The organism is Bradyrhizobium sp. 63_E2_N1_3 (assembly GCF_052076005.1).
In the GTDB taxonomy this organism is placed as follows: domain Bacteria; phylum Pseudomonadota; class Alphaproteobacteria; order Rhizobiales; family Xanthobacteraceae; genus Bradyrhizobium; species Bradyrhizobium barranii.
Genome location: NZ_CP197235.1, coordinates 267,233 through 279,482, shown reverse-complemented (window position 1 = coordinate 279,482; position 12,250 = coordinate 267,233). Strand labels below are relative to the sequence as shown.

Sequence of the window (12,250 nt, the reverse complement as noted above, 5' to 3'; positions counted from 1 at the left end):
ATTCCGGAGCGCCCGCAGGGCGGATCCGGAATCCAGAGATTATTGATCGAGATTCTCAGGCGCGCAATTGCGCGCCGTAGTTCGCGCTTCGTGCGCCCTGGAATGACAGTCAGGTCCGATGGTCGCGCTGCGCGGAAAAGAGATCGACGCCTTCCTCGCCCGTCCCGACGGGGGCCGACCGATCATCCTGCTCTACGGTCCCGATGCCGGCCTCGTGCGCGAGCGCGCCGATGCACTGATAGCCTCGGCCGTCGACGACCCCAACGATCCCTTCTCCCTCGTCAAGCTCGACGGCGACGAACTCTCCGCCGAGCCGTCGCGGCTCGTCGATGAGGCCATGACGGTGCCGTTGTTCGGCGGCCGCCGCGCCATCCGCGTCCGCGCCGGCTCGCGCAGCTTTGCCAGCGGCATCGATACGCTGGCGGAGATGGGCGTGAAGGATTGCCGCATCGTGATCGAGGCCGGCGAGCTGCGCCCGGAATCGCCGCTGCGCAAAGCCTGCGAGCGCGCCAAGACGGCCGTGGCGATCGGCTGCTATCCCGACACCGAGCGCGACCTTGCCAAGCTGATGGACGACGAGCTCCGCATCGCCAATCTGCGCATCGCGCAGGATGCCCGCGCGGCGCTGATGTCATTCCTCGGCGGCGACCGCCAGGCCTCGCGCAATGAGCTGCGCAAGCTGACGCTCTATGCGCATGGCAAAGGCGAGATCACGCTGGATGATGTGATGTCCGTCGTTGCCGATGCGTCCGAGCTGAAACTCGATCCCATCGTCGACGGCGCCTTCGCCGGCCGGCCCGACATCGTCGAGACCGAATTTGCAAAGGCCATGATCGCCGGCACCTATCCCGGCGTGATCATCTCCGCCGCGCAGCGCCAGGCCGCGTGGCTGCACAAATCTGCGCTCGCGATCGCCGACGGCCAGCCTGCCTCCGCGGTGCTCGAGGGCGGCTATCCGCGCCTGCATTTTTCGCGAAAGCCGGCGGTGGAAACGGCGCTGCGCAATTTCAGCGTGGCGCGGCTCGCCGCAATCATCGAGCAGCTCGCGACCGCCGCGCTCGACACCCGCAAGCAATCGACGCTAGCCGCCGCCATCGCCCAGCGCACGTTGATGGCCATCGCCGTGAATGCGAAGCGGCGCAGCTGAGGCACCGCTCTCTCCACGTCATTGCGAGGAGCGCAAGCGACGAAGCAATCCAGAGTCCCTCCGCGGAAAGAATCTGGATTGCTTCGCTTCGCTCGCAATGACGATGTGGAAACAGATGCGCCCGCAAAGACGGAACGAAGCGCCTACTCCTCATCCTGAGGAGCGCGCCTTGCGCGCGTCTCGAAGGATGAAGGCCCGGGCCCTCGCCCTTCGAGACGCCGCTTTGCGGCTCCTCAGGGTGAGGGAGACAGACTGTGAATGACGTCTACAGCGCGCCCTTCGCCAGCCGCCTCATCACCTCGTCGAGCTGATCGAGGTTGCGGTAGTTGATCTGGACGGAGCCGCCGGGGTCGCGGTGATTGACCGTGACCTTGAGGCCGAGCGCATCGCTGACGCGCCTTTCGAGATCGACCGTATCAGGGTCCTTTTCCTTACCGCCGGTGCTGCGCGCCTTCTGCGGCTTGCGCTCCGGCACACCCTCTTCATGCGCGAGCGCCTCGGCCTGGCGGACGTTAAGGCCTTCCGCGACGATGCGCCTGGCTGATGCGAGCGGATCGGGCACGCCGATCAGCGCGCGGGCGTGGCCGGCGGTCAGCTCGCCGCTCGTGATCAAGGCCTGCACTTCGGCCGGCAGTTTCGTCAGCCGCATCATGTTGGCGATGTGGCTGCGGCTCTTGCCAACGACCTTTGCGATGTCGTCCTGGCTGCGTTTGAACTCGTTGGCGAGCGCGTGATAGCCGAGCGCCTCTTCCATCGGGTTGAGGTCTTCGCGCTGCACGTTCTCGACGATCGCGAACTCCAGCGCATCGCTGTCGCTGATGTCGACCGGCACGATCGGCACCTCGTGCAGGCCGGCCATCTGCGACGCGCGCCAGCGCCGTTCGCCGGCGATGATCTCGAAGCGATCCTGCGCGCCCTTCACCGGACGCACGACGATCGGCTGGATCACGCCGTGCTGTCTGATCGAATCAGAGAGCTCCTTGAGCTCTGTTTCCGAAAAGGCGCGGCGCGGGTTGCGCGGATTGGGCTTGATGAATTCGATCGGCACCTTGCGCTGCGCGCGCGGACGATCGACATGCTGAGCCTCGCCGCCGACATCACCGATCAGACTCGCAAGACCCCGGCCCAGTCGCGAACGCGCTTCGTCGGCCATCGCCAGCTCCCTTGGATTCACGGTGCAACACTCCAGAACTGAATTATCGTAGGGTGGGCAAAGCGAAGCGTGCCCACCAGTTGTGTGCAGAAGATGGTGGGCACGGCGAAGACGCCTTTGCCCACCCTACGGCAGCGTCAATGCGTGGTGCGCAGCTCGCGCTCGCGCTGGATCACTTCCGTGGCGAGCCGCAGATACGCTTCGCTGCCGACGCATTTGAGATCGTAGACCAGGACCGGCTTTCCGTAGGACGGCGCCTCCGAGATGCGCACATTGCGCGGGATCATGGTCTTGTAGACCTTCTCGCCCATGAACTGACGGACGTCGGCGACGACTTGGTTCGAGAGGTTGTTGCGCGAGTCGAACATGGTCAGCACGATGCCGTGGATCGACAGGTTCGGATTGAGCGTCGAGCGCACCTGCTCCACCGTCTGCAGCAATTGCGACAGACCCTCGAGCGCGAAGAACTCGCACTGGAGCGGCACCAGGATCGCATCGGAGGCCGCCATCGCATTCACCGTGAGCAGGTTGAGCGAGGGCGGGCAGTCGATCAGCACATAGGTGTAATCGGCGTCCGGCGAGACGTTGTTGTTGAGCGCGCCGATGGCGTCGCGCAGCTTGAACGCGCGGCCGGGCGTGGTGCCGAGCTCGAGCTCGAGGCCGGAGAGATCCATGGTCGAGGGTGCGATGTGCAGCCGCGGCACCGCGGTCGAGACCACCGCCTCGCGCAAGCTCGATTCGCCGATCAACACGTCATAGGTCGAGCAGGAGCGGTTGCGGCGATCGATGCCGAGGCCGGTCGAGGCGTTGCCCTGCGGATCGAGATCGACGATCAGGACGCGCTCGCCGATCGCAGCGAGTGCCGTGCCAAGATTGATCGCCGTGGTTGTTTTTCCCACGCCGCCCTTCTGATTCGCCAGCGCCAGGATGCGCGGGTGGCCCTGCGGGACTTCGCCGGTCTGTTGCTGCTGCGGTTCGTCAATCACGCTCATCGCAAATTCCCCACTCGACCCCTGAACGCCTCAGCCGCGCTGCTCGACGGACGTCAGCTCGACGATCCAACCGTCGCCGGTACGGCTTTGGTGAAGCTGCGGTTGAATATTCCAATATTTAGCGGCTTCGGTCAATTCAGCCTCTACATCTTGCCCCTTCGGAAACAGCGCTTTTGCACCCTGGCGCATCAGCGGCTCCGCAAAGCCGATGAGTTGATGTAGCGGAGCCAGCGCACGCGCGGTGACGCAATCCACGGGGCCGGTGATTCTATCCACATTATCCCCGATCTCCGCGAGATGTACGAGCCCCGGAGATGCGGTGACGCGAACTGCTTCGCGCAGAAAGGCCGCCTTCTTGGCGATTCGCTCGACGAGGTGGACGCTGGCGCCAGGCGTCCCGGCCATGGCACAGGCGAGGACGATTCCGGGGAAGCCGCCGCCGCTACCGAGGTCGGCCCAGCGTTTGGCCAAAGGGGCGAGATCGACGAGCTGGAGCGAGTCGGCGATGTGCCGGGTCCAGAGCTGCGGCAGGGTCGAGGGCGCGACCAGATTGGTCTTGGCCTGCCACTCCCGGAGCAGCGCGATGTAGCGATCGAGTCGTTCCTCGGTTTCACGTGAAACGGGGGCGAGCCTGAGGGCCGCGAGCTTGTCCGCGGCGATGATCGCGTCCAGCGACCGATCGTTGGCGCTGGCCTTGTCGATCTTCGGCTTGATCGGCGTCGACTCGGATCGGCGACTCGCGCCCTCGCCCGCCGATGGTTTCCCTGATGACGATCTGCCGCCCGGCCCGCGCTGTTTCACGTGAAACGCCTATGCGATCGCCTTTGAGGTCTTCCGTGCCTCGCGCCGGAGGTAGGCCGCGAGGATACCGAGAGCCGCCGGCGTCATGCCGTCGATCCGGCCAGCCTGGCCAACGGTGAACGGCCGCGCCTTCTCAAGCTTGGCCCGCACTTCATTGGAAAGACCAGGGACCTGCTGGTAATCGACGTCCGACAGCACCATCCCCTCGTCTCGCCTGAAAGCTTCGACGTCGGCGCTCTGGCGCTCGAGATAGACGTCGTACTTCGCGTCGATCTCCAGATGGGTGGCGATGACCGGGTCGATCGCCGACAGCTCCGGCCAGATGGTCCGGACCTGGCTCCAGCCGATGTCGGGATAGGCCATCAACTCGAACGCCGAACGGCGCTGGCCGTCCCGGTTCAGGGACAGGCCGTGCTTGATCGCCTCGTTCGGCGTGATGGTCAGGGACTTCGACAGCGCCCTGGCCGCATTCAGAGCGTCCATCTTGGCGCGGTGATGCTGCGTCCGGGCGCTCCCGACGCATCCGAGCTCAATCCCCTTCTCGGTGAGACGCTGATCGGCGTTGTCGGCGCGCAGGGTCAGCCGGTACTCGGCCCTGGAGGTGAACATCCGATAGGGTTCGCTGATCCCGCGGGTGACGAGGTCATCGATCATCACACCGAGATAGCCATCGGCACGGTCGAACACTGTCAGGGCGGCGCCGCTCGCGGCCAAAGCTGCGTTCAGGCCGGCCACGATGCCCTGCCCGGCAGCTTCCTCATATCCGGTGGTGCCGTTGATCTGACCCGCCAGGAAGAGGCCACGCAGACGCTTGGTCTGGAGGGTCGGATCGAGCTCGCGGGGATCGATGTGGTCGTATTCGATGGCGTAGCCCGGGCGAACCATCTTCACCTGCTCCAGGCCAGGAATGCTGGCGAGGATCGCGAGCTGGACCTCCTCCGGCAGCGAGGTCGAGATGCCGTTGGGATAGACAGTGCTATCGTCGAGCCCTTCCGGCTCCAGGAAGATCTGATGCCCGTCGCGGTCGCCAAAGCGGACGATCTTGTCCTCGATCGAGGGACAGTAGCGCGGTCCGGAACTCTTAATCTGGCCGGAGTACATCGGAGAGCGATGGACGTTCGCGCGAATCACCTCATGGGTCGCGGAGGTCGTTCGGGTGATCCCGCACTGGATCTGCGGGGTCGTGATCCGCTCGGTCATCACCGAGAACGGCTCCGGCGGCTCATCTCCGGGCTGCATCTCGACCGCTGACCAGTCGATCGTGGTGCCGTCCAGACGCGGCGGAGTTCCGGTCTTAAGCCGTCCAAGGGTGAAGCCTGCCCGCTCAAAGGAGGCGGAGAGACCCATCGCCGGGGCCTCTCCGACCCGCCCAGCCGGCCAGTTCTTCTCGCCGAGATGGATCAGACCGCGGAGGAAGGTGCCGGTGGTGACGACGACGGCCCCTGCCCGAAGCTCGCGGCCGTCTGCCAGGCGTAGGCCGGTCACCCGGCCCTCGGCCACGATCAGCTCGTCTGCCTCGCCCTCGATGACGGAAAGACCTTCGGTGTCCCGGATCGCAGCCTGCATGGCTGCGGCATAGAGCTTCCGGTCGGCCTGAGCCCGGGGGCCTCGGACAGCCGGTCCCTTGCGGCGATTGAGGACGCGGAACTGGATGCCGCCGGCATCGCCGACCCGGCCCATCAGACCATCCAGCGCGTCGACCTCGCGGACCAGATGGCCCTTGCCGAGGCCGCCGATGGCGGGGTTGCAGGACATCGCGCCGACCGTGGAGAAACGGTGCGTCACCAGAGCGGTCGTCGCACCCATCCGGGCGGAAGCAGCCGCGGCTTCACAGCCGGCATGGCCGCCGCCAATCACGATGACGTCGAAACTCTCTCGCTCTGTTCGCATGGGCGGACTTCTATCTCAGAGGTGGAGAAGCCGGAAGTAGAAACTGGGTGAGGCGGTTGTTTCACGTGAAACGGTGCGGCCAAGTAGGCGATGCGCATTTTCGCGAAAACAACCCCATGCACAGTAGAAGGGACATTGAGAGGACTGCTGTTTCACGTGAAACAGGATGGGTCTGACCGGGAGAGAACTCCTGGCGAGATCTCGCACGGTTCTGGACGGGGGTAGAGAGGGCACAAGCGATGGGTCTGCTCCGTCATTGCGAGCGGAGCGAAGCAATCCAGAATCCCTCCTTGGAGGCAGTCTGGATTGCTTCGTCGCAAGGGCTCCCCGCAATGACGGGCTTCGGGGACGACCGGCGGCCAAGACCCTCACTGCCCGTCAGGCGATCAGACCGTGCGTACGAACACTGCGACCAGGGCGGTCCAATCGTCCCGCGGTTTCACGTGAAACAGGCCGGAGCCTGCAAGGCACGTGGTCCACGTGAAACGGACCGGAACCGACCCCGCCGCTGTTTCACGTGAAACGCAAGGAGCGTGACAAGCTTGTAGCCTGGATGGAGCGCAGCGAAATCCGGGAAAGGTGTTCCGGCTGCGGAGCCGTCCCCGGATTGCGCTTCGCTTCATCCGGGCTACGAAACGAGCCCCCGTTTCACGGGAAACGCAAGGACTGGAACAAGCTCTAGTTCTACAATGAAGAACTAGTCCTATTTTCCGATGCAGAATTTCTGGAAGATGGCCCCGAGGACGTCCTCGACGTCGACCCGGCCCAACAGCCGACCCAAGGCATAGGCCGCAGCGCGCAGCTCTTCGGCGGCAAGCTCTTCGCCGTCTTCTACAAGCTCCAGGCTCCGGCGCAAGCTGTCTGAGGCCCGGCGCAACAGATCTCGCTGGCGGGCCCGGGTCACCAATGCGCCCTCGGTGGTCCCGAAAAACTCGGCGGCGAATTTCACGAGAGCGTCGATCAGGTCGGGAACGCCGTCCCCCCGGCTCGCCGAGATCCCGAACTCGCCGCGCGGCCCGACCTCCCCCGCCTCGCCCAGATCGATCTTGTTGCGGACGATCCAGACCGCGCCGCTCGATTGATCACGCCCGGGGCCGGACTTCACCAGCGATTGCATCGCGCCCGGATCGACGGCGTGGCCACCCTCGACTAGCCACAGCACGAGGTCGGCGTCTTCGGCTCGGGCTCGCGCTCGGCGCACGCCTTCCTGCTCCACGGGATCGTCGGTCTCCCGGATGCCAGCCGTGTCGATCACCGTGACCGGGTAGCCGTCGAGATCGAGCTGCACCTCGATCACGTCGCGCGTGGTGCCGGCGTAGGGCGAGACGATCGCGACCTCGCGGCGCGCGAGCTGATTGATCAGCGTCGACTTGCCGACATTCGGCTCGCCGGCGATCGCGACCACCAGGCCGTCGCGCAGGCGTTCAGAATGTCCCTGTGCCGCAAGGACTTCTGTGATTTCGTCATACAGCGCTTTGATCGCTTTCACCGCTGGCGCCCTCAACTCGGCTGGCACATCGCCCTCGTCGGAAAAATCGATGCCGGCCTCGATCAGCGCCGACGCCTCGATGATGCGCTCGCGCCAGTCGCGCGCGCGATCGCCGAGCAGGCCCTGCAACTGGCGCAGCGCCTGGCGGCGCTGACGATCGGTATCGGCATGGATGAGATCGTCGAGACCCTCGGCCTCCGTGAGATCGAGCTTGCCGTTCTCGAAGGCGCGCCGCGTGAATTCGCCGGGCTCGGCCGCGCGCGTATTCGGAATAAGGGAAACCGCGGAGAGGAGCGCCGCGAGCACCGCGCGGCCGCCATGGACGTGAAATTCGGCGACGTCCTCGCCGGTCGCGCTGGCCGGCCCCGGAAACCAGAGCACGACCGCGTCGTCGATCGCCTGGCCCGCGCCATCGCGGAGCAGCCGGCGGCTGGCCTGTCTCGGCGCCGGCTGCTTCCCCGCCAGCGTCGTGAGTGCGAGGCCGGCCTGCGGGCCCGAGACGCGCACCACGGCGATCGCGCTGGGCGCACGGCCGGACGACAGCGCAAAGATGGTCTGGTCTCGCGGATGCATGGCCTATTTGTCCGGCTGGCGGGGAAAAGGCAAACGGCCCGTTCTCGCGATGCCGACGCCCCCCCTTTTGCTGCGCTCTGGCCCGCAGCAACGGCTCTATTGCGATGCAACATAAAGCGCAGCATTTTGCTGCAGAGGCAGCCTCGCCCAAGCACCAAATGGTCAGGCAGCGTCAAGTATTATGTAAATATATCAATAACTTACGGAAGATCCGATTTTCCTTTCGTCCCATCGCCATGCTGCATTTCTTCCGCAGCAAAGCCGCACAAACGAAAAAGGGCGCCCGGAGGCGCCCTCTGATCTCATGCTGCATCGCACTCAGGTGTTCATCGAGTCGAAGAACTCTGAATTGCTCTTGGTCGAGCGCAGCTTGTCGAGCAGGAAGTCGATCCCATCCATGGTGCCCATCGGGTTCAGGATGCGGCGGAGCACGTACATTTTCTTGAGCACCTGCGGATCGGTGATGAGCTCCTCCTTGCGGGTGCCGGAGCGCGAGATGTCGATCGCCGGGAAGGTGCGCTTGTCCGAGACCTTGCGGTCCAGGATCAGTTCGGAGTTACCGGTGCCCTTGAACTCTTCGAAGATGACTTCGTCCATGCGGCTGCCAGTATCGACCAGCGCGGTTGCAATGATCGTCAGCGAACCACCCTCCTCGATATTGCGGGCGGCACCAAAGAAGCGCTTCGGGCGCTGGAGCGCGTTGGCGTCGACACCACCGGTCAAGACCTTGCCGGATGACGGCACCACGGTGTTGTAGGCGCGGCCCAGGCGCGTGATCGAATCGAGCAGGATGACGACGTCGCGGCCATGCTCGACCAGACGTTTTGCTTTTTCGATCACCATCTCGGCGACCTGGACGTGACGAACCGCCGGCTCGTCGAAGGTCGACGAAACGACCTCGCCCTTCACCGAGCGCTGCATGTCCGTGACTTCTTCCGGACGTTCGTCGATCAGCAGCACGATCAGATAGCATTCGGGGTGATTGTGCGCGATCGAATGCGCGATGTTCTGCATCAGCACGGTTTTACCCGTGCGCGGCGGCGCGACGATCAGCGCGCGCTGGCCCTTGCCGATCGGCGCGACGATGTCGATCACCCTTGCAGAAAGGTCTTTCCGCGTCGGATCGTCGATTTCCATGCGGAAGCGCTGATTCGGAAACAGCGGCGTGAGGTTGTCGAAATTGACCTTGTGCTTGGCCTTTTCCGGGTCCTCGAAATTGAGTGTGTTGACCTTCAGCAGCGCGAAATAGCGCTCGCCCTCTTTCGGGCTGCGAATGTGGCCTTCGATGGTGTCGCCGGTGCGCAGACCGAAGCGGCGGATCTGCGAGGGCGAAACGTAGATGTCGTCCGGTCCCGGCAGATAATTGGCGTCCGGCGAGCGGAGGAATCCGAAGCCGTCGGAGAGCACCTCGACGACGCCCTCGCCAACGATGTCGGTTTCAGCAATCGCGAGCTGCTTGAGGATGGCGAACAGCAGCTCCTGCTTGCGCATGGTGCTGGCATTCTCGACCCCATTCTCTTCCGCGAACGAGACAAGCTCGGCCGGCGTCTTCGACTTGAGGTCCTGGAGTTTAATTTCCCGCATTGGGGTGGTCCTGTGGGGTAACCTTGGGAGGGGGTGCGAGGAGGCTCTGAAATGCGGACGCGAGAAGGTAAGGTCCGCAGGTCTGGCAAGGAGAGCGCCGGTGAGGCTTCAAACCTGATGCGGTGTCCGGCCTCTGGAAAGCTCAGACAAAACCACATCCGCCTGCGTTGGGTGGGATGTCGCCAATATAGAAAATCGCTTTCCACTCCGCAAGCCGAAGCGCTGAGCGATTCATCGCAAGCCTTGCCTAGAACGGCTTCACGATCACCATGATGACGATCAAAATCATCAGAGCAGTCGGCACCTCATTGATAATTCGATAGAATTTCTGGCTACGCGGACGCCGGTCGGCGGCGAAATCCTTGCACCAGCGTGAAAAAAAGCCGTGGACCCCAGACATCGCCAGGACCAGTGCCAGTTTTACGTGCAGCCAGCCGAAAGAGAACCAGTGGCCGGACCAGGCGAGATAGAGCCCGGCAAGCCATGTGACGATCATGGCGGGGTTGATGATCGCCTTGAGCAGCCGGCGTTCCATCACTTTGAACGTTTCCGACTGCTTCGAGCCGATCTCGGCCTCGGAGTGATAAACGAACAGCCGCGGCAGATACAGCATGCCCCCCATCCAGGAGATGACGGCGATCACGTGCAGCGCCTTGATCCAGAGATAGACGTCTTCGAACATTTTCTGCGCCCGGCTTTCTGTCCAGCGCAGGGAACGCTGGGGATAGTAAGAACTCGTTAAGGTCTCACCCTACACACTTATCCGTCCGTAGCGCCTTCCTCTAATCTAGAATCTTAGATTCTTAAGGTTTGAGTCTATGTGACCGTGAATAGGACTCACACAATTCCGTCCGCACGTTCACGTGCGCTTGTTCACATCCATCAACATATCCCTGATGCTTCCTGCGGCCTTCGATAAGTCGGCCAGCTTCAAAGGCTTGCGCGTTTCTGTCGGCAGCTTATCAAGGGGGTTGTCCGCGCAATCCCGTTTTCCTCTCAACAGGTCGCCGGACTTGTTCCGATGGGCAGTGGTGTGAAGAAAATTGGCACTTGTCCCGCCCCTGGTGTCGCGCAACCCTTTCCGAGGGGTTAAGGTCCACAGAAATCCACAAACCACACCGCCTCCATACAAAGGGCTTTTGTGCCGACCTCGAACAATTATTTCCATCTCCACCTGGTCTCCGACTCCACCGGAGAGACGCTGATCACCGTCGCGCGCGCCGTCGCGGCGCAGTACGCCAACGTCACCCCGGTCGAGCATGTCTATCCCCTGGTGCGCAGCCAGAAGCAGCTCGATCGCGTGCTCGACGAGATCGAGGAGGCGCCGGGGATCGTGCTGTTCACGCTGCTGGAGAAGGATCTGGTCTCTCGGCTCGAGGACAAGTGCAAGCAGATCAACGTTCCGAGCCTGTCGATCATCGGGCCGGTGATGCAGTTGTTCGAAGCCTATCTCGGCGCCGCGACCACGGGCCGCGTCGGCGCCCAGCACGTCCTCAATGCGGAATATTTCAAGCGCATCGACGCGCTGAACTACACGATGATCCACGACGACGGCCAGCATGTCGAAGGCCTCGACGATGCCGACGTGGTGCTCGTCGGCGTCTCACGCACCTCCAAGACACCGACGTCGATCTATCTAGCCAATCGCGGCATCCGCACCGCCAACGTGCCATTGGTTCCGGGCATTCCGGTGCCGGCACAATTGGAGACCCTGACGCGGCCGCTGGTGGTGAGCCTGCATGCGACGCCGGAACGCCTGATCCAGGTGCGCCAGAACCGCCTGCTCTCGATGGGTGCCGATACCAGCGGCGACACCTATACCGACAGGCAGGCGGTCGCCGACGAGGTCGCGTTCGCGCGCAAGCTGAGCGCCAAGCACGACTGGCCGCTGCTCGACGTCACGCGGCGATCGATCGAGGAAACCGCCGCGGCGATCATGAAGCTCTACAGTGACCGCCAGCGCAACCGGCCTACGGGATAGTTTCGGCGATGTCTCTCTGGCGCGGCGAAACTCCGTTGATACTGGCCTCGCAGAGCAGCGCGCGAAAGATGCTGCTGGCTAGTGCCGGACTGGAGTTCAAGGCGATTGCGGCCGATATCGACGAGCGCGGCATTCAGGCCGCCTCGAAACTTTCAGGCCCGCATGACATCGCCCTGCTGCTGGCGCGTGAGAAGGCCAAGGCGGTCTCGGCCGGTCATCCGGGGAGCTATGTGATCGGTGCCGACCAGACCCTGGCTCTCGGCGAGCGTCTCTTCAACAAGCCTGCAGGCCGCGCAGAGGCGATGGCGCAATTGCTCGACCTCGCCGGCAAAAGCCACGCGCTGAATTCCGCGGTGGCCGTGGCGCGAGATGGCAAGATCGTTTTCGAGGATGTTTCGGTGGCCCGCATGACCATGCGGCCGATGACCGAGACGGAGCTTTCCGCCTATCTCGACGCCGCCGGCGATGCGGTGACGACCAGTGTCGGCGCCTATCAGCTCGAAGGTCTCGGCAGCCATCTGTTCGAGCGCATCGAGGGTGACCATTTCACCATTCTCGGGCTGCCGCTGCTGCCGTTGCTTGCGTTCCTGCGGCGCGAACGGCTAGTTGCAGTGTGAACGACAGGAACGGCTGCCTGCTG

10 protein-coding genes are annotated in these 12,250 nt (G+C 63.7%); 3 read left to right on the top strand and 7 right to left on the bottom strand.

Annotation, left to right across the window (positions count from 1 at the left end; translation table 11 throughout):
• Positions 1–118: 118 nt before the first annotated feature.
• Positions 119–1,147 (top strand): DNA polymerase III subunit delta, encoded by a 1,029-nt coding sequence (gene holA / locus AB7531_RS01275; RefSeq protein WP_063980284.1) that lies wholly within the window; start codon positions 119–121, stop codon positions 1,145–1,147.
• Positions 1,148–1,412: 265 nt separating this feature from the next.
• Here the strand turns inward: holA and AB7531_RS01270 are convergent, their stop codons facing one another.
• From AB7531_RS01270 to hemJ, 7 genes are all read right to left on the bottom strand, one after another.
• On the bottom strand, positions 1,413–2,300 hold the full coding sequence (locus AB7531_RS01270) for a ParB/RepB/Spo0J family partition protein (protein WP_063980283.1): 888 nt from the start codon (positions 2,298–2,300) through the stop codon (positions 1,413–1,415).
• 137 nt (positions 2,301–2,437) lie between these two features.
• Complete coding sequence (locus AB7531_RS01265; protein WP_063980282.1) at positions 2,438–3,292, bottom strand: ParA family protein; 855 nt, start codon at positions 3,290–3,292, stop codon at positions 2,438–2,440.
• Positions 3,293–3,322: 30 nt separating this feature from the next.
• Positions 3,323–4,093, bottom strand: coding sequence for a 16S rRNA (guanine(527)-N(7))-methyltransferase RsmG (rsmG, locus tag AB7531_RS01260; protein ID WP_063980281.1), 771 nt, complete (start codon positions 4,091–4,093; stop codon positions 3,323–3,325).
• Between the two features lie 9 nt (positions 4,094–4,102).
• Positions 4,103–5,983 (bottom strand): tRNA uridine-5-carboxymethylaminomethyl(34) synthesis enzyme MnmG, encoded by a 1,881-nt coding sequence (mnmG, locus tag AB7531_RS01255; protein ID WP_063980280.1) that lies wholly within the window; start codon positions 5,981–5,983, stop codon positions 4,103–4,105.
• A gap of 703 nt (positions 5,984–6,686) precedes the next feature.
• Positions 6,687–8,045: a tRNA uridine-5-carboxymethylaminomethyl(34) synthesis GTPase MnmE gene (gene mnmE / locus AB7531_RS01250; RefSeq protein WP_063980279.1), complete on the bottom strand. Its 1,359-nt coding sequence runs from the start codon at positions 8,043–8,045 to the stop codon at positions 6,687–6,689.
• Between the two features lie 318 nt (positions 8,046–8,363).
• On the bottom strand, positions 8,364–9,629 hold the full coding sequence (gene rho, locus AB7531_RS01245) for a transcription termination factor Rho (RefSeq protein ID WP_045004625.1): 1,266 nt from the start codon (positions 9,627–9,629) through the stop codon (positions 8,364–8,366).
• Between the two features lie 247 nt (positions 9,630–9,876).
• Complete coding sequence (gene hemJ, locus AB7531_RS01240) at positions 9,877–10,311, bottom strand: protoporphyrinogen oxidase HemJ (protein ID WP_063980278.1); 435 nt, start codon at positions 10,309–10,311, stop codon at positions 9,877–9,879.
• Positions 10,312–10,770: 459 nt separating this feature from the next.
• Between hemJ and AB7531_RS01235 the strand changes: the two genes are divergently transcribed.
• Together AB7531_RS01235 and AB7531_RS01230 are read left to right on the top strand one after the other, a co-directional pair.
• Positions 10,771–11,610, top strand: coding sequence for a pyruvate, water dikinase regulatory protein (locus AB7531_RS01235; protein ID WP_028150170.1), 840 nt, complete (start codon positions 10,771–10,773; stop codon positions 11,608–11,610).
• Between the two features lie 8 nt (positions 11,611–11,618).
• Positions 11,619–12,227 carry a Maf family protein gene (locus AB7531_RS01230; protein ID WP_063980276.1) on the top strand — a complete coding sequence of 203 codons (609 nt, stop codon included), beginning with the start codon at positions 11,619–11,621 and terminating at the stop codon, positions 12,225–12,227.
• Positions 12,228–12,250 lie beyond the last annotated feature (23 nt).

Excerpts from the sequence above, each read along its gene's own strand:
- AB7531_RS01230 (WP_063980276.1), top strand. The coding sequence starts at position 11,619 with ATGTCTCTCTGGCGCGGCGAAACTCCGTTGATACTGGCCTCGCAGAGC.
- rho (WP_045004625.1), bottom strand. The coding sequence starts at position 9,629 with ATGCGGGAAATTAAACTCCAGGACCTCAAGTCGAAGACGCCGGCCGAG.
- AB7531_RS01270 (WP_063980283.1), bottom strand. The coding sequence starts at position 2,300 with ATGGCCGACGAAGCGCGTTCGCGACTGGGCCGGGGTCTTGCGAGTCTG.
- holA (WP_063980284.1), top strand. The coding sequence starts at position 119 with ATGGTCGCGCTGCGCGGAAAAGAGATCGACGCCTTCCTCGCCCGTCCC.
- hemJ (WP_063980278.1), bottom strand. The coding sequence starts at position 10,311 with ATGTTCGAAGACGTCTATCTCTGGATCAAGGCGCTGCACGTGATCGCC.
- mnmG (WP_063980280.1), bottom strand. The coding sequence starts at position 5,983 with ATGCGAACAGAGCGAGAGAGTTTCGACGTCATCGTGATTGGCGGCGGC.
- AB7531_RS01265 (WP_063980282.1), bottom strand. The coding sequence starts at position 3,292 with ATGAGCGTGATTGACGAACCGCAGCAGCAACAGACCGGCGAAGTCCCG.
- mnmE (WP_063980279.1), bottom strand. The coding sequence starts at position 8,045 with ATGCATCCGCGAGACCAGACCATCTTTGCGCTGTCGTCCGGCCGTGCG.